Origin of the sequence: Pseudomonas sp. CCNWLW23 (genome assembly GCF_037095675.1) — a bacterium.
Taxonomy (GTDB): Bacteria; Pseudomonadota; Gammaproteobacteria; order Pseudomonadales; family Pseudomonadaceae; genus Aquipseudomonas; species Aquipseudomonas atacamensis.
Genome location: NZ_JBAWKM010000001.1, coordinates 40,314 through 56,207 on the forward strand (window position 1 = coordinate 40,314; position 15,894 = coordinate 56,207).

The window sequence follows — 15,894 nt, forward strand, 5'->3', positions numbered from 1 at the left end:
GCGAGCAGGCTCGCTCCCACAGTGGTTTGTGGTGTAAGTAAAAGGAACACTTTTTGCTGTCAGATGTGCTCGACGCCATTGCGTCGGCGTCATTACTGGCTCAATTTAGCGGCATCGCCTCGGAAGGCCTTCGCACTTCATGTCCTCGACCTCGTTTCGTCAGTCTTTGCGGCGCCTGTGGGCGCTGGATAAATTCAGCTACAGCGTGCGGGTATTCATCGCCCTGACCGGCAGCATGGCGCTGTGCTGGTATCAGGATGAAATGGGCCTGCTGATCCCTTTGTTCCTCGGCATCATCGCCAGCGCCCTGGCCGAAACCGACGACAGTTGGCAGGGTCGCCTCAACGCTCTGGCGGTCACGCTGGTGTGTTTCAGCATCGCCGCGCTGTCGGTGGAATTGCTGTTTCCCTACCCGATCATTTTCGCCGTGGCTCTGGCGCTGGCCAGTTTCGGTCTGACCATGCTCGGCGCGCTGGGCGAGCGTTACGGTGCGATCGCCTCGGCGACGCTGATTCTCTCGGTGTACACAATGATCGGGGTCGATCAGCGCGGCGGCGCGGTCACTGATTTCTGGCATGAGCCGATGCTGCTGGTCGCTGGCGCGGCGTGGTACGGCCTGCTCTCGGTGCTGTGGCAGGCGCTGTTTTCCAATCAACCGGTGCAGCAGAGTCTGGCGCGGCTGTTCCGCGAGTTGGGCCTGTACCTGAAGCTGAAATCCTCGCTGTTCGAGCCGATCCGGCAGATGGACGTCGAAGCCCGCCGCCTCGAACTGGCGCAGCAGAATGGCCGGGTGGTCGCCGCCTTGAACACGGCCAAGGAAATCATCCTGCACCGGGTCGGCAACGGTCGACCGGGATCGAAAGTCAGCCGTTATCTCAAGCTGTACTTCCTCGCCCAAGACATTCACGAACGCGCCAGCTCTTCGCACTACCCGTATAACGCACTGGCCGAGGCGTTCTTCCACAGCGACGTGCTGTTCCGCTGCCAGCGCCTGCTGCGCCAGCAAGGCAAGGCCTGCCGGGCCTTGGCCGAATCCATCCAGATGCGCCAGCCGTTCATCTACGACGCCAGTTTCGCCGAAGCCCTGAACGACCTGCATGCCTCCCTCGAACACTTGCGCATCCAGAGCAATCCGGCATGGCGCGGCCTGCTGCGCTCGTTGCGCGCACTGGCAGCGAACCTCGGCACCCTCGACCGCCTGCTGAGCGATGCCAGCAACCCCGATGCCCTGGCGGATGCCTCCGACAGCAGCCTGCTCGACCGCTCACCGCGCAATCTCAAGGACGTGTGGATTCGCCTGCGTACACAACTGACGCCGACTTCGCTGCTGTTCCGCCATGCCCTGCGCCTGCCGCTGGCACTGAGCATCGGCTACGGCATGGTGCACCTGATCCACCCGTCCCAAGGCTACTGGATCATTCTCACCACGCTGTTCGTCTGCCAGCCGAATTACGGCGCCACCCGACGCAAACTCGGCCAGCGGATCATCGGCACGGCCATTGGCCTGACGGTGGCGTGGGCGCTGTTCGATCTGTTCCCCAACCCGGTGGTGCAATCGTGCTTCGCCATCGCTGCCGGTGTGGTGTTCTTTACCAACCGCACCACCCGCTACACCCTGGCGACGGCGGCGATCACCATCATGGTGCTGTTCTGCTTCAATCAGGTCGGCGATGGCTACGGGCTGTTCCTGCCAAGGCTGTTCGATACCTTGCTCGGCAGTTTGATTGCGGGTCTGGCGGTGTTCCTGTTCCTGCCGGACTGGCAGGGCCGGCGCCTGAACAAAGTGCTGGCCAACACCCTGACCTGCAACAGCATCTACCTGCGCCAGATCATGCAGCAATACGCCGCCGGCAAGAGCGACGACCTCGCTTATCGCCTGGCCCGACGCAACGCCCATAATGCTGACGCGGCGCTGTCGACGACACTGGCGAACATGCTCATGGAGCCGGGGCATTTCCGTAAGGAGGCAGATGTCGGCTTCCGTTTCCTGGTGCTGTCGCACACCCTGCTCAGCTATTTGTCAGGGCTCGGCGCGCACCGCGAAACACAGTTGCCAGCGGAGGCGCGGGAGCATCTGATCGAAGGCGCCGGGGTGAAACTGGCGACCAGCATCGACGAAATCGCCCAAGGCCTGGCGAGCAAGCAGCCGATTGCGATTCAGAGTGATGAAGAAGAAGCGCTGGCCAATGAGCTGGAACAGATGCCGGATGAAATCGATGAAGGGCAGCGGTTGGTGCAAACGCAGTTGGCGCTGATTTGCCGGCAGTTGGGGCCGCTTCGGACATTGGCGGCGCATTTGATCAAGGACACTGCCGAAATCAGCGGCGCCTGAGACGACGCGTTCGCGAGCAGGCTCGCTCCCACAGGGTATGCATTTCAAATTGTGGGAGCGAGCCTGCTCGCGAAGAGGTCATCAGCCACAAAGAAAATGCCGGATCACCCTTCACATTCCATGCCGCCGCAATAACTTCTCATAAGTCCCGTCAGCCTTCATCGCTGCAATCGCCCGGTCAAACCCGGCGACGATCTGCTCATGCTGCGGGTTCTTCAGGCTGACCAGAATATGCAGGCTGTTCTCACTCAACGGCTTGGGTAAAAACTCCACCGAATTGCGTACCTTGGCCGATTCCCGCGCCAGGTAATATTTCGCTACGTACTCATCCTCAAGCGTCAGCTTGACCCGATCCGCCGCGAGCATGCGCACGCCCATGGCGAAGTTGTGCACGGGCACTTTCTGCATCGCCGTGTCGGCATCGAACGGGGCGGAATAGGCGTACCCGCGCACCACCGCAATCGGATAGGTGTGCAGTTGCTCGAGGCTGTTGTATTCAATGGGTGCGTCTTTACGCTTGAGGAAGCGGATGCGATTGATCAGGTACTCACCGGAAAACTGACCGATCTGCGTGCGTTCGTCGTTGTACCAGGCATTGACCAGCACGTCGTAACGCCCTTCGCCAATCCCCAGCAATGCTCGCGCCCACGGCACTTGTTCGTAACCGCTGGCATAACCGGCGCGAGCCAGTGCGGTGCTGACAATGTCAGTGGCCAGGCCACCATTGACCAGTGCATCGTCGGTAAACGGCGGCCAGTTATCGAACGCCAGCCGCAGCTTCTGCGCCGCAGCATCCTGGCCCAGCACCAGCAGTCCGATCAAAGCAACGGCTTGAAGCAATCGCAGCATGCTTGAACATCCTCAGCGGGCAACCGCCCGACGTGGTTTCACGTCAAAACCCAAGGCCCCTTACCGGCAAAACCCAAGCATTGAACATTAGCTCATGGGAGCCCGTGGACAGTGCTCTTGAGCAGATTACACAAAGTCGCAGCCAGCGCGAGAAAGGAATAGTGGCATTTTGACCTTTATCACAGACTGTTGCGCCATACAGACATACGGCGCTGCTGCGCTTAGTATCGGGCGACATGGTCAAGGAATCGAAAAATGACAATCGAGTGGATCTGCAAACATCATCGTGATCTGGGCAAAGAGCAGTTGTACGCCTTGTTGAAGCTGCGCTCTGACGTATTCGTGGTCGAACAGAAATGTGCTTATCCAGACCTCGACGGCCAGGATCTGGAGGGCGATACCCATCACCTGATGGGCTGGGAGGATGATCAGCTGATGGCTTATTTGCGCCTGCTCGACCCGGAATCCCAGGGCGGCGACGTGGTGATTGGCCGCGTGGTGACCGCGTCCGCCGGCCGTGGCAAAGGGTTGGGCCACGCGATGATGGAACAGGCGCTGAAGCAGGCCGAAAAGCACTGGCCGCAGGTGCCGATCTATCTGTCGGCGCAGGCACATCTGCAGGGCTATTACGGCAAGTACGGGTTTGTCGCAGTCGGCGAGGAATATCTGGAGGATGACATTCCGCACATCGGCATGCGTCGGTCCTGAAGACCCTTTCGCGAGCAGGCTCGCTCCCACAGGGAATGCATATCCATTGTGGGAGCGAGCCTGCTCGCGAAGGCGTAAGAACCGTCGGCGCAGGAATCAGGGGTATTCCAGCACCGCTTTTATCTGCCGCAAATTGCGCTCGATCCAGCCGCGATCAATCGCTCCCCACTCACGAATCCGATAGCGCCCGGCATGATTGCGCGCGCCCTCTTCCTGTTCGAACTCACAGATGATGTCCAGATCGGCCAGCGCGGCAATCGTGTCCTGCGCCGTGCGTCGCGGCATGCCGGTGACTTCGGTCAGCGTCGGCACACTCGGCGCCAGGCCGCTATCGATCAGATAAGCCACGTACAAACGGCGATAGAAACTGCTTTTGGTCTTGCTGACGTCCATCCACACCTTCCTGATTGGTCAAGCCTGCATATCCCGCCACGTCAGGTACACACGCAGATCGAACTCGATCTGGTGATACCCCGGCAGCATGTGCTCGCACAGTTTATAGAACGCCTTGTTGTGATCCGATTCCTTGAAGTGCGCCAGCTCGTGCACCACGATCATCTTCAGAAAATCCGGCGCGGCGTCCTTGAACAGCGCGGCGATGCGAATTTCCTTGTTGGCCTTGAGCTTGCCGCCCTGCACCCGTGACACCGTGGTGTGCAGACCGAGCGCGCGGTGGGTCAGGTCGAGGCGGTTGTCGAACAGCACTTTGTCGATGGCCGGCGCATTGCGCATGTACTGCTGCTTGAGATCCAGCGCGTAGCTGTACAAGGCCTTGTCGCTCTGCACGTCGTGTCGCCCTGAATAGCGCTGATTCAGGTATTCACCCAGGCGCCCTTCGGCTATCAGTTGGCGCACCTGATCCTGCAATTGTGCGGGGTAGGCCTGGAGGTACTTCAACACAGTCATGGACGAGCGACGCGGTTCGAAAAAGGTCCGCCAGTGTAGCGAATTCAACCGGGCAACGCGCTCCAGTCAAACGGTTCGACGAAGCTGACCGCGTCTTCGGCGATCAACGGCCGCGCGACGAGGAAGCCCTGCACGTATTCGCAACCATGGGTTTGCAGCCACTGATATTGCTCGAGGGTTTCCACCCCTTCGGCAATCACCAGCAGACCGTATTGCTTGCACAGATCGATGACCATGCGCACCAGCGCCGCATCCCGTGACGAGTCCGGCAAGCGCGCGATCAAGTGGCGGTCGAGCTTCAGTGTGTCCAGTTCGAGATCGCGCAGATGCGCCAGCGAGCACGGCCCCGAACCAAAATCATCCAGCGCCACGCGCACCCCGAGATGACGCAGCAGCCGCAGTTGCTTGCGGGTTTCGTCCGGGTTTTGCATCAACGCTTCTTCGGTGATTTCAACTTCCAGTTGCTGAGGTTGCAGCGCATGGCGCTCCATGACTTGACGCAATTCAGTGACCAGATTCGGCAGGCCGAACTGGGTGTTGCTCAGGCTCACGCCGAGCACCAGATCTTCGGCGAACAAGGTTTCCCAGGCTTTGCGCTGGCCGGCGCCACGGTGATAGATCCAGCTGCCGAGGCGACTGATCAAGCGCGCCTCTTCCAGCAACGGCAGAAACAACCCCGGCGGCACATCGCCGACGCTCGGATGCTGCCAGCGCAGCAACGCTTCGAACCCACGGATCTGTCCGCTGCCGATCGCCACTTGCGGCTGATAGACCAGATTGAAATCACGATTCTCGATGGCCTCGCGCACGCTGTCTTCAAGCATCAGACGCGAACGCGCGCGGCCGTTCATTTCATGATCATAGAAACGATATTGCTGACGCCCGGCACGCTTGGCTTCGTACATGGCAATGTCCGAAGCGCGCAGCAAACCGTCGAGATTGCGCCCACAGTCGGGATAAGTAGCGATGCCGATACTGGCGCCAAGGACGATATCCAGGCCTTCGATCTGCTGACAGACCGATACCCGTTCGATGAGTTTTTCGGCAATCTTCGCCGCTTGCTCGGGAAACTCCAGATCCAGCAGCGCGGTGAATTCATCGCCGCCCATGCGCGCGAGAATATCGAACGGCCGCAGGCACGCCTTCAGTTGCTCGGAAACCCAGCGCAACACGCGGTCGCCGGCGTCATGGCCGAGGGAATCATTGACCCGTTTGAAGCCATCGAGATCGAGGTAGAGCAGCACCCAGCTGCTGTCGCTGCGTTCCCCGCGCAACAACAGGTTTTCCACGGTCTGGTAGAACCCGCGCCGGTTGAGCAGCCCGGTCAGCGGATCGGTTACCGCCTGGAATTCCAGTTGCTGGTGCAAGTGACGCACCACCGACATGTCCAGCACCGTCACCACCATCGCGTGCTGCTCCGAGGGCAGCGGCGCGCAGGACAATGCCACCGGCACTTGCTGCCCGGGCGCCGTGCGCAGCAACGCATCATGCAGGCGCAGGGTTTCACCGCGCTGGTAACCGGCGTAGAACTCGGAATCGGCCCACAGGGGAATGTGTGGCTTCTGCAGGAAATCGAGAAACTCCTTGCCTTCCAGATCCTTCACCGGCGCATTGAGCAGTCGCGAAATCGCCGGGTTGGCAAAGCGGATCACGCCGTCCTCGCTCAACACCAGAATGCCTTCGGCGGCGTTGTCCAGCACCGAGGCATTGAAGGCGCGCGCCACTTCCAGGTCATGACTGAGGCGTTGCAGGGCACGGCGATTGCGCTGGTGCTCGAGCAGCGCCTGGACCTTGGGCTTGAGGATTTGCGGATCGAACGGCTTGAACAGGTAATCCACCGCGCCACTGGCGTAGCCCTTGATCACGGCATCCTGGGATTGCTCGTTGGCGGTGAGGAAAATGATCGGTGTCAGCCGCGTACGCTGGCTGCCGCGCATCAACCGTGCGACCTCGAAACCGTCCATGCCGGGCATCTGCACATCAAGCAGGACCAGGTCGATGTCGTGTTCGAGCAAAAGGTTCAGCGCCTCGAAACCGGAGGCGGCGGTCATCACGTGCCAATCCTGACGCTGCAGCAACGCGCGCATGCTGATCAGATTTTCGGGGTAATCATCGACGATCAAAAGGACCGAGCTGCCTTCACCTGGCTGGGGTTGCGCGCATTCCATGCTGCTTCTCTTATCGGGACCGGTTGCCGGCAAAACCATAGACGTACTGAGCCTTCACTCTAGACGCGGATCGGTGAAAGCAGAAGCTGTCATCCCGCCATCATTTAGACAATGCTCAACCCAGCCGACTAACGGTCACCGCTACAGCCCCCGAAAACCGGGCGAGATGGCATTTCGACAGGACTTTGACGTCAAGTAATCGCCGGGCGGGCATTAACAAAAATTGCCGCTACGCTTATAAAGACGCCCGAAAACGCGCGGGCTAGAGCTTCTGGCACCGGCGTTCCGGATGAATTGATTGGAAGAACCGTCATGATCGACCTCGCAACCTGGAACCTCAGCGTTCCTGTTGGCAGCCCGCCGTACACCGTCGAAACCTCAAAACTGGTGGATGGCTTCAAGGATCAGTACTTCCATTCCGACACCGGCACCCTGTTCTTCTGGTCCCCGGTGACCGGCTCGAAAACCGAAAACGCCATCTACCCACGTACCGAACTGCGCGAAACCTACAGCAACGGCACCCTGCGCAACTGGTACTACCCGGACGCCGACAACCTGCTGCGCGCGACCCTCGCGGTGAACAAGGTGCCGAGCTCGGGCAAGATCGTCATCGGCCAGATCCACGCGTACGAGAGCCAGCGGCCGATGGTCAAGCTCGAATACCAGTACAAGGAAAAAACCCAGACCGGCAATCTGGTGATCAAAGTGCGCATGCGGCCGGACGACGCCGAAAGCCGCGTCATCACCCTCGCCACCGGCGTCAAGCTTGATCGTGAATTCAACTACCTGATCCACCTGAGTCCCGGCGGCGCACTGGGCGTAAGTGCGGCGGGGTATCAATGGGACTCACAGATCAGCGCGACCTGGCGCGACAAGCCGCTGTATTTCAAGGCTGGGGTGTATGTGCAGGACAACACCGGGTATACCAGCGAAGGTGGGCAGGTGACGTTTACCAAACTGGATATTGATCACGACAAGTAGCGCAAATCCTACTGTAGGAGCTGCCGGAGGCTGCGATCTTTTGATCTTGTTTTTGATTCTAAAAAGACAGAATCAAAAGATCGCAGCCTTCGGCAGCTCCTACCTTTAAACAGCGCTGTTTAGAGCTGTCAGCGGTTACTTCCGGATGCCTACAACAGCTTGCGTCGTTGCCTACCACTACGCCAGAATTCGCCGGCTTGTGCGCCTGGCGGGCCATCGGTAACTTGATTCGTGTCACTGATTCCCAGTGATCGGGTTTAGTAGCCCGTGGTTTCAAGCGTGATGCACAAGCATCTGTCAGTCGGGGATTTCGATTCCTGCGCTTGATGGCAGCTGTGCGCAGGGCACCTTCGGGTGCGCCGGCTTGCTCGAAACCCCGGTCTACTAACCTGCGTACAGTTGCCTCCACTTTGATTAGTAGCCAGAGCGGAGGCACTCCAATCAGGTTTCGAGCAAATGACTAAATCAACGCCACATCCGCCGGCCACCGACCCGGCCTCGCCATACGAATCCCTCGACTCAAAAAAACTCAACGACGCCGCCGAACGCGCCCTCGACCACTACCTCAATCCCGCCGCCCTTATCATGGCTAGCACCAACGAACCCGAGCCCATGTACTTCGCAAACCCGAAATACAACACCGAATCCCTGCTGGCCAACGCCAGCGAAACCTTGGGCTCAGCCAGCGTCATGCTAAACAACTTCGCCGCGATGCTCGACCACTCGCATCGCAAAACTGCGCTGGGGATCGCGCAGGTCGTCATGCTCGGTGAACTGGCAGTGAATCAGGCACTGGATCACGTTGAACTGAAGGAGTAATCACTGATAAAGGACTCTTCGTCGGAAAATCTTCCAAACTTCCCTTACAGGTGCCATTCAGCTAGCTGTGCCCTGTGAAGTGCAGTCTGGAGAAGGCGGCGCCAGCAGCGTGGAAAAAGGGTCTGAGAGATTGAGTAGACGCATACGCGTGCGAGCGGACTTATAGTGAGCAAATGTAGCGTTTACGCCACATTTAACTTTGAAAGTTACAGAGACAGTGCATGGATTACGTTCTATTAATGAGCCGCCTCGCCGCCCAATTACGCATAAGGCGTAGGGAGCGCGGACTAACGCAAGCGCAACTCGCCGAGCTCGCGAGAGTGACGCGAAACAAAGTCATCGCTATAGAGAAAGGCACCCTTTCTGTGGACATGAACGCCTATGCACGTGTTATTGCCGCTCTGGATTGCGAGCTCACCGTCAGTCCAGCAGTCATGCCCACGCTTGAAGAGGTAGCGGAAATATTTGTTTAACTACGCCCACAAAGAAACCCGCCTCGGCGGGTTTCTTTTTAATCAGCTCAACACTCAGGCTCAGTTGACCTTGGCGTTCAACTCACCCTTCAGATAACGCTGGTACATCGCTTCCAGCGAGATCGGTTTGATCTTCGAGGCATTACCGGCAGTACCGAACGCTTCATAACGAGCGATACATACATCGCGCATTGCGGTCACGGTGGCGCCGAAGAATTTACGTGGGTCGAATTCGCTCGGGTTGGTGGCCATCAGGCGACGCATGGCGCCGGTGGATGCCAGACGCAGGTCGGTGTCGATGTTGACCTTGCGCACGCCGTGCTTGATGCCTTCGACGATTTCTTCAACCGGGACGCCGTAGGTTTCTTTGATGTCGCCGCCGTACTGATTGATGATCGCCAGCCACTCTTGTGGCACGGAGGACGAACCGTGCATCACCAGGTGGGTGTTGGGGATGCGCTTGTGGATTTCCTTGATGCGGTCGATCGCCAGCACGTCGCCGGTGGGTGGCTTGGTGAACTTGTAGGCGCCGTGGCTGGTGCCGATAGCGATGGCCAGGGCGTCGACCTGGGTGCGTTTGACGAAGTCAGCGGCTTCTTCCGGGTCGGTCAGCATCTGGCTGTGATCCAGAACGCCTTCGGCGCCGATGCCGTCTTCTTCACCGGCCATGCCGGTTTCCAGCGAACCCAGGCAGCCCAGCTCGCCTTCTACCGAAACGCCGCAGGCGTGGGCCATGGCGACGGTTTGTTGGGTAACGCGGACGTTGTAGTCGTAGTCGGTCGGGGTCTTGCCGTCTTCGCCCAGCGAGCCGTCCATCATCACCGAGCTGAAGCCCAGTTGAATCGAACGCTGGCAGACGTCAGGGCTGGTGCCGTGGTCCTGGTGCATGCACACCGGGATGTGCGGGAATTCTTCGATCGCCGCCAGGATCAAGTGACGCAGGAATGGCGCGCCGGCGTATTTGCGGGCGCCGGCCGAAGCCTGGACGATCACCGGGGAGTCAGTCTTGTCAGCGGCTTCCATGATGGCGCGCATCTGCTCAAGGTTGTTGACGTTGAAGGCTGGAACGCCGTAGCCGAACTCGGCTGCGTGGTCCAGCATCTGGCGCATGCTGATAAGTGCCATTGTGTGTGTCTCTCCCGGTTGAGGGTCGTTGATCGTGCCAGCCTGCCGGAGCGGCGGCGGCTATTCAAGTTAATGCAGATCGGGGGTTGAGGCCCGGTCTGGTGATTCGGTGTTACCAAAACTGTGTGAACAACAGAGAATCCCTGTGGGAGCGAGCCTGCTCGCGAAAGCGGTCTGACAGACACTGCATCATCGACGGCAAGATTGCTTTCGCGAGCAGGCTCGCTCCCACATTTGGATCTCTGTACACCAATTCAATCGTGTTACTCGGCCTTGCAACCACGGCCAATGAGGTCATTGGTGGCGACCCAGTACACCAGGCCCTCGTCACCCTTGACGTGAAACGCCAGCATGCCATCGCTGTACAGCGTGCCAGAGGCGCCCGGCTCTTCTTTCAGGCGATAGACCTGATCACCGCCGCCGAGGCGAACGTCGACTTCCTTCTGTCCGGCATCGGCGTAACGCCACAACACCTTGGCCTGACTGTCGCAGGTCCAGGTCGTCCAGTCGTCTGCCGGGGCCGACGACTGAAACAGGCTCAACTGCGCGCAACCACCCAACAATGCCAACGCCGCAATGGCGATCAAGCCTTTCATCCGTGTTCCTCGACTGACGACGCATGCCGCCAGCCCTGAGTTAAAGAGTCAGACCCGTCAAGGACAACCATGTTCCTTGACCGGGGTTTGCGTCTCGTATTTGTCCAGGCCGTCCGGACCCGAGCGCTTGTTCAGCACCGGGTTGGTTTCGGCCTGCCAGTCGGCTTGATAACAGCCCTTCTGCGGTTCGCTCGGTGCTGGCGTCGCGTCAGCCTTCGGGGTGCTCCCGCAGGCCGCCAGCGTACCGGTCAGCAACAACAGCGCTAACGACTTGACCATGTGAACACTCCTTTGCCTGGCCAAACGGGCAGCCTCAGGCCTTGGCCCGGCTTTCCAGGACTTCAACGGCAGGCAGCACCTTGCCCTCGACGAATTCGAGGAACGCGCCACCGCCGGTGGAAATGTAGGAGATCTGCTCAGCCACGCCATATTTATCGATCGCCGCCAAGGTGTCGCCACCGCCCGCGATGGAGAATGCCGAGCTCTCGGCGATGGCCTGGGCCAGCACTTTGGTGCCGTTGCCGAACTGATCGAACTCGAACACGCCGACCGGGCCGTTCCACAGAATGGTTTTCGACGATTTCAGCAGCTCGGCGAAGTTGGCCGCGGTTTGCGGGCCGATGTCGAGAATCATGTCGTCAGCCGCAACATCAGCGATCAGCTTCACAGTCGCTTCAGCACTTTCGGCAAATTCCTTGGCGACCACGACGTCAACCGGCAACGGCACGCTGACTTTCGCCGCGATTTCACGGGCGGTGTCGAGCAGGTCCGGTTCATACAGCGACTTGCCGACCGGGTGACCAGCCGCCGCGAGGAAGGTGTTGGCGATGCCGCCGCCGACGATCAGTTGATCGCAGATCTGGCTCAGGCTGTTGAGTACGTCGAGTTTGGTCGAGACCTTGGAGCCGGCAACAATGGCCGCCATTGGCTTGGCCGGTGCGCCCAAGGCTTTGCCCAGTGCGTCCAGTTCAGCGGCCAGCAACGGGCCGGCAGCGGCGACTTTGGCGAACTTGGCGACACCATGGGTCGAACCTTCGGCGCGGTGAGCAGTACCGAAAGCATCCATCACGAACACGTCGCACAGGGCCGCATATTGCTGCGCCAGGTCGTCGGCGTTCTTTTTCTCGCCCTTGTTGAAGCGCACGTTTTCGAACAGCACGATGTCGCCAGCCTTGACTTCAACACCACCGAGGTAATCAGCCACCAGCGGCACTTCGCGCCCGAGCGCTTTGCTCAGGTAGTCGGCGACAGGTTTCAGGCTGTTTTCGGCGGAGAACTCGCCTTCGGTAGGACGGCCCAGGTGCGAGCAGACCATCACCGCCGCGCCTTTTTCCAGGGCCAGCTTGATGGTCGGCAGCGAAGCCAGGATGCGCGCGTCGCTGGTGACAACACCGTCCTTGACGGGGACGTTGAGGTCTTCGCGGATCAATACGCGCTTACCTTGCAGATCGAGGTCGGACATCTTCAACACGGTCATGGGTCGCACTTCCTACGGTTTTTTTGAAGTTGCTGTTTGCAGATAGTGGTCTGCAACGTCCAGCATTCGGTTGGCAAAACCCCATTCGTTGTCGAACCAGGCCAGGATGTTCACCAGTTTGGGGCCGGAAACACGGGTCTGACTGGCATCGACGATGGCCGAATGTGGGTCATGGTTGAAATCACAGCTGGCGTGCGGCAACTCGGTGTAGGCCAAAAGGCCTTTGAGCGGGCCGCTGGTGGCGGCTTCGCGCAGGATCCGGTTGACCTCGTTGGCGTCAGTCGCGGTGGCGGTCTGCATCGTGATGTCGAGGCAGGACACGTTGACTGTCGGCACGCGCACGGCTTTGGCCTGAATTCGCCCGGCAAGTTCCGGCAGCAGGCGCTCGATACCACGCGCCAGACCAGTGGACACCGGGATCACCGACTGGAACGCCGAACGCGTGCGGCGCAGGTCTTCGTCATGATAGGCGTCGATCACCGGCTGATCGTTCATTGCCGAGTGAATGGTGGTGATCGACACGTAATCCAGACCGATCGCCTGATCGAGCAGACGCAGCAGCGGCACGCCGCAATTCGTCGTGCAGGAGGCGTTGGACACCAGCAGTTCGTCGCCGGTCAGGCATTCCTGATTGACGCCGTAGACGATGGTGGCGTCGACATCCGCTTCGCTGGCCATCGGCTGCGAGAACAGCACGCGCGGTGCGCCGGCATCGAGAAAACGTTGGCCATCGGCACGGGTGTGGTAAGCGCCGGAGCATTCCAGCACCAGATCGACGCCCAGCGACGCCCAATCGATACCTTCAGGGGTGGCACTGCGCAGGACCTTCACGCAGTCGCCATTGATATGCAGACAATCGCCCTCAACCCGCACTTCGCCGGGAAAGCGGCCGTGGGTGGAGTCGAAGCGTGTCAGGTATTCGATGCTGGCCATGTCGGCCAGATCGTTGATCGCGACAATTTCAAACCCGGCCTTCGCGCCGCGCTCGAACAACGCCCGCAAGACGCAACGACCAATGCGGCCGTAGCCGTTGAGTGCAACTTTGTAGGGACGCGGTTGAGGCATGGGGTTCTCGATTACCGTGGTGAATCATGCAGTGCGATATTGCCTGAACCAACGCTTTCGCGAGCAGGCTCGCTCCCACATTGGAATGCATTTCCCTGTGGGAGCGAGCCTGCTCGCGAAGGCGTCAGCCCGGACAACACAACTGTCAGATTTAGTCTTCCAGCAGCTCTTCAGCCTGACCCAAGATGTTTTCCAGGGTAAAACCGAACTCTTCGAACAATGCCGAAGCCGGCGCCGACTCACCGTAGGTGGTCATGCCGATCACACGACCTTCCAGACCCACGTACTTGAACCAGAAATCGGCGTGGGCCGCTTCGATGGCAATACGTGCGCTGACCTGCAACGGCAGAACCGACTGCTTGTACTCGGCATCCTGAGCATCGAACGCGCTGGTGCAAGGCATCGAAACCACGCGAACCTTGCGGCCCTGCTCGGTCAGTTTGTCGAAGGCCTGTACGGCCAGACCGACTTCCGAACCGGTGGCGATCAGGATCAGCTCAGGCTCGCCTGCGCAATCCTTGAGCACATAACCACCACGGCTGATGTTGGCAATCTGGCCAGCATCGCGTTCCTGGTGCTGCAGGTTCTGCCGCGAGAAGATCAGCGCCGACGGGCCGTCCTTGCGCTCCAGCGCGTTTTTCCAGGCCACTGCCGATTCCACGGCATCGGCTGGACGCCAGGTGTCGAGGTTCGGCGTGCTGCGCAGGCTGGTCAATTGCTCGATCGGCTGGTGCGTCGGGCCGTCTTCGCCCAGACCGATAGAGTCGTGGGTGTACACGTGAATCACGCGCTTCTTCATCAAAGCCGACATACGTACGGCGTTGCGTGCGTATTCCATGAACATCAGGAAGGTCGCGCCGTAAGGCACCAGACCGCCGTGCAGGGCGACGCCGTTCATGATCGCGGTCATGCCGAACTCGCGCACGCCGTAGTACATGTAGTTGCCGCTGGCATCTTCAGCGCTGACGCCTTTGCAGCCTTTCCACAGGGTCAGGTTGGAGCCGGCGAGGTCAGCCGAACCGCCGAGCATTTCCGGCAGCAGCGGGCCGAAGGCGTTGAGGGTGTTCTGGCTGGCTTTGCGGCTGGCGATGGTTTCGCCCTTGGCCGCGACTTCGGCGATGTAGGCCGAGGCTTTTTCCGAGAAGTCGGCCGGCAGTTCGCCGCTCAGACGACGGATCAGCTCGTTGGCTTCAGTCGGGAATGCAGCGGAGTAAGCGGCGAAACGCTGATCCCACTCGGCTTCGACCGCGCGGCCAGCTTCTTTGGCGTCCCACTCGGCATAGATCTCGGCCGGGATTTCGAACGGGCCGTGGTTCCAGTTCAGCGCCTGACGGGTCAGGGCGATTTCCGCGTCACCCAGTGGGGCGCCGTGGCAATCTTCCTTGCCCTGCTTGTTCGGCGAACCGAAACCGATGGTGGTCTTGCAGCAGATCAGCGTCGGTTGAGCGCTCTTGCGCGCAGTTTCGATGGCGGTCTTGATCTCTTCCGGATCGTGGCCGTCGACGTTGCGGATCACCTGCCAGTTGTAGGCTTCGAAACGCTTCGGCGTGTCATCGGTGAACCAGCCTTCGACTTCACCGTCGATGGAAATGCCGTTGTCATCGTAGAAGGCAATCAGCTTGCCCAGGCCCAGCGTGCCGGCCAGGGAGGCGACTTCGTGGGAAATGCCTTCCATCATGCAGCCGTCACCGAGGAACACGTAGGTGTGGTGGTCAACGATGTTGTGGCCGGGACGGTTGAACTGCGCGCCCATGACTTTTTCAGCCAGAGCGAAACCGACGGCGTTGGCCAGACCCTGACCCAGCGGGCCGGTGGTGGTTTCGACGCCCGGGGTGTAACCGAATTCCGGGTGGCCTGGAGTGCGGCTGTGCAGTTGACGGAACTGCTTGAGGTCGTCGATGGACAGGTCGTAGCCGGTCAGGTGCAGCAGCGAGTAGATCAACATCGAGCCGTGGCCGTTGGACAGCACGAAGCGGTCACGGTCGGCGAACGACGGGTTGCTCGGGTTGTGCTTGAGGTAGTCGCGCCACAGCACTTCGGCAATATCTGCCATACCCATAGGGGCACCGGGATGGCCGCTGTTGGCTTTTTGCACGGCATCCATGCTGAGGGCACGAATGGCGTTGGCACGCTCACGACGGCTAGGCATCGCTGATCTCCTGGGTGTGAATAGACTGAAACGGAAAAAAGGAGGGCATTTTCCCTCACCCATGCGCCTCGGGGCAATGACAGATAGTCATCGGCAGGCGTTTTTCCAATCGATAGCACAGGTTTCGCTTGGTGAAACCTTTCCGCTATTCGTTTGTAGAGACTGCCGTCCGCCGAGAAGTGCCATTTATCGAGCAATATCAAAACTTTTTGATATTGACCTTGCGATGCCTTGCCCCCGTCTCTA

General features: G+C 59.7%; 15 protein-coding genes. 5 read left to right on the forward strand and 10 right to left on the reverse strand.

From position 1 onward, the window contains the following. Nucleotides 1–139: 139 nt before the first annotated feature. Entirely contained in the window at nucleotides 140–2,332 is a 2,193-nt protein-coding gene (gene yccS / locus V8J63_RS00170) for a YccS family putative transporter (protein ID WP_336463416.1), read from the forward strand. 111 nt (nucleotides 2,333–2,443) lie between these two features. Here the strand turns inward: yccS and V8J63_RS00175 are convergent, their stop codons facing one another. Further along, the gene (locus V8J63_RS00175; protein ID WP_071173870.1) at nucleotides 2,444–3,181 is read right to left on the reverse strand and encodes a substrate-binding periplasmic protein; all 738 of its coding nucleotides are present in this window, start codon (nucleotides 3,179–3,181) and stop codon (nucleotides 2,444–2,446) included. Nucleotides 3,182–3,436: 255 nt separating this feature from the next. Here V8J63_RS00175 and V8J63_RS00180 point away from each other — a divergent pair, with 255 nt between their 5' ends. After that, complete coding sequence (locus tag V8J63_RS00180) at nucleotides 3,437–3,889, forward strand: GNAT family N-acetyltransferase (protein ID WP_123443787.1); 453 nt, start codon at nucleotides 3,437–3,439, stop codon at nucleotides 3,887–3,889. A 96-nt stretch (nucleotides 3,890–3,985) separates the two neighbouring features. Here the strand turns inward: V8J63_RS00180 and V8J63_RS00185 are convergent, their stop codons facing one another. From V8J63_RS00185 to V8J63_RS00195, 3 genes are read right to left on the reverse strand one after another with little or no spacing between them, the layout of a single operon-like run. Then, nucleotides 3,986–4,282 carry a winged helix-turn-helix domain-containing protein gene (locus tag V8J63_RS00185; RefSeq protein ID WP_016772794.1) on the reverse strand — a complete coding sequence of 99 codons (297 nt, stop codon included), beginning with the start codon at nucleotides 4,280–4,282 and terminating at the stop codon, nucleotides 3,986–3,988. 18 nt (nucleotides 4,283–4,300) lie between these two features. Next, entirely contained in the window at nucleotides 4,301–4,795 is a 495-nt protein-coding gene (locus V8J63_RS00190) for a YgjP-like metallopeptidase domain-containing protein (protein ID WP_038861199.1), read from the reverse strand. A 44-nt stretch (nucleotides 4,796–4,839) separates the two neighbouring features. Continuing rightward, complete coding sequence (locus V8J63_RS00195) at nucleotides 4,840–6,963, reverse strand: putative bifunctional diguanylate cyclase/phosphodiesterase (RefSeq protein ID WP_336463417.1); 2,124 nt, start codon at nucleotides 6,961–6,963, stop codon at nucleotides 4,840–4,842. Between the two features lie 312 nt (nucleotides 6,964–7,275). Between V8J63_RS00195 and V8J63_RS00200 the strand changes: the two genes are divergently transcribed. The 3 genes from V8J63_RS00200 to V8J63_RS00210 all read left to right on the forward strand — a co-directional run bounded on the left by V8J63_RS00200 (nucleotide 7,276) and on the right by V8J63_RS00210 (nucleotide 9,236). Beyond that, the gene (locus V8J63_RS00200) at nucleotides 7,276–7,944 is read left to right on the forward strand and encodes a polysaccharide lyase family 7 protein (protein ID WP_016772792.1); all 669 of its coding nucleotides are present in this window, start codon (nucleotides 7,276–7,278) and stop codon (nucleotides 7,942–7,944) included. 456 nt (nucleotides 7,945–8,400) lie between these two features. Further along, nucleotides 8,401–8,763, forward strand: a complete 363-nt coding sequence (locus V8J63_RS00205; RefSeq protein WP_125925464.1) for a DUF6124 family protein — start codon at nucleotides 8,401–8,403, stop codon at nucleotides 8,761–8,763. 221 nt (nucleotides 8,764–8,984) lie between these two features. After that, nucleotides 8,985–9,236 carry a helix-turn-helix domain-containing protein gene (locus tag V8J63_RS00210; protein WP_125916620.1) on the forward strand — a complete coding sequence of 84 codons (252 nt, stop codon included), beginning with the start codon at nucleotides 8,985–8,987 and terminating at the stop codon, nucleotides 9,234–9,236. 60 nt (nucleotides 9,237–9,296) lie between these two features. On the opposite strand, the gene fba is transcribed toward V8J63_RS00210, so the two are convergent. The 6 genes from fba to tkt all read right to left on the reverse strand — a co-directional run bounded on the left by fba (nucleotide 9,297) and on the right by tkt (nucleotide 15,648). After that, a complete protein-coding gene (gene fba / locus V8J63_RS00215) occupies nucleotides 9,297–10,361 on the reverse strand; it encodes a class II fructose-bisphosphate aldolase (RefSeq protein WP_008081027.1) in 1,065 nt (354 codons plus the stop codon). A gap of 263 nt (nucleotides 10,362–10,624) precedes the next feature. Then, complete coding sequence (locus V8J63_RS00220; RefSeq protein ID WP_123443784.1) at nucleotides 10,625–10,957, reverse strand: MliC family protein; 333 nt, start codon at nucleotides 10,955–10,957, stop codon at nucleotides 10,625–10,627. A 57-nt stretch (nucleotides 10,958–11,014) separates the two neighbouring features. Further along, nucleotides 11,015–11,236 carry a hypothetical protein gene (locus V8J63_RS00225; protein WP_016772786.1) on the reverse strand — a complete coding sequence of 74 codons (222 nt, stop codon included), beginning with the start codon at nucleotides 11,234–11,236 and terminating at the stop codon, nucleotides 11,015–11,017. A gap of 34 nt (nucleotides 11,237–11,270) precedes the next feature. Continuing rightward, nucleotides 11,271–12,434, reverse strand: a complete 1,164-nt coding sequence (locus V8J63_RS00230) for a phosphoglycerate kinase (RefSeq protein WP_016772785.1) — start codon at nucleotides 12,432–12,434, stop codon at nucleotides 11,271–11,273. A 12-nt stretch (nucleotides 12,435–12,446) separates the two neighbouring features. After that, a complete protein-coding gene (gene epd, locus V8J63_RS00235) occupies nucleotides 12,447–13,499 on the reverse strand; it encodes an erythrose-4-phosphate dehydrogenase (protein WP_336463418.1) in 1,053 nt (350 codons plus the stop codon). A gap of 151 nt (nucleotides 13,500–13,650) precedes the next feature. Continuing rightward, the gene (gene tkt, locus V8J63_RS00240; RefSeq protein WP_024014622.1) at nucleotides 13,651–15,648 is read right to left on the reverse strand and encodes a transketolase; all 1,998 of its coding nucleotides are present in this window, start codon (nucleotides 15,646–15,648) and stop codon (nucleotides 13,651–13,653) included. Nucleotides 15,649–15,894 lie beyond the last annotated feature (246 nt).

Coding starts and splice junctions, on each gene's coding strand:
- yccS (WP_336463416.1), top strand. CDS start 140: ATGTCCTCGACCTCGTTTCGTCAGTCTTTGCGGCGCCTGTGGGCGCTG.
- V8J63_RS00175 (WP_071173870.1), bottom strand. CDS start 3,181: ATGCTGCGATTGCTTCAAGCCGTTGCTTTGATCGGACTGCTGGTGCTG.
- V8J63_RS00180 (WP_123443787.1), top strand. CDS start 3,437: ATGACAATCGAGTGGATCTGCAAACATCATCGTGATCTGGGCAAAGAG.
- V8J63_RS00185 (WP_016772794.1), bottom strand. CDS start 4,282: ATGGACGTCAGCAAGACCAAAAGCAGTTTCTATCGCCGTTTGTACGTG.
- V8J63_RS00190 (WP_038861199.1), bottom strand. CDS start 4,795: ATGACTGTGTTGAAGTACCTCCAGGCCTACCCCGCACAATTGCAGGAT.
- V8J63_RS00195 (WP_336463417.1), bottom strand. CDS start 6,963: ATGGAATGCGCGCAACCCCAGCCAGGTGAAGGCAGCTCGGTCCTTTTG.
- V8J63_RS00200 (WP_016772792.1), top strand. CDS start 7,276: ATGATCGACCTCGCAACCTGGAACCTCAGCGTTCCTGTTGGCAGCCCG.
- V8J63_RS00205 (WP_125925464.1), top strand. CDS start 8,401: ATGACTAAATCAACGCCACATCCGCCGGCCACCGACCCGGCCTCGCCA.
- V8J63_RS00210 (WP_125916620.1), top strand. CDS start 8,985: ATGGATTACGTTCTATTAATGAGCCGCCTCGCCGCCCAATTACGCATA.
- fba (WP_008081027.1), bottom strand. CDS start 10,361: ATGGCACTTATCAGCATGCGCCAGATGCTGGACCACGCAGCCGAGTTC.
- V8J63_RS00220 (WP_123443784.1), bottom strand. CDS start 10,957: ATGAAAGGCTTGATCGCCATTGCGGCGTTGGCATTGTTGGGTGGTTGC.
- V8J63_RS00225 (WP_016772786.1), bottom strand. CDS start 11,236: ATGGTCAAGTCGTTAGCGCTGTTGTTGCTGACCGGTACGCTGGCGGCC.
- V8J63_RS00230 (WP_016772785.1), bottom strand. CDS start 12,434: ATGACCGTGTTGAAGATGTCCGACCTCGATCTGCAAGGTAAGCGCGTA.
- epd (WP_336463418.1), bottom strand. CDS start 13,499: ATGCCTCAACCGCGTCCCTACAAAGTTGCACTCAACGGCTACGGCCGC.
- tkt (WP_024014622.1), bottom strand. CDS start 15,648: ATGCCTAGCCGTCGTGAGCGTGCCAACGCCATTCGTGCCCTCAGCATG.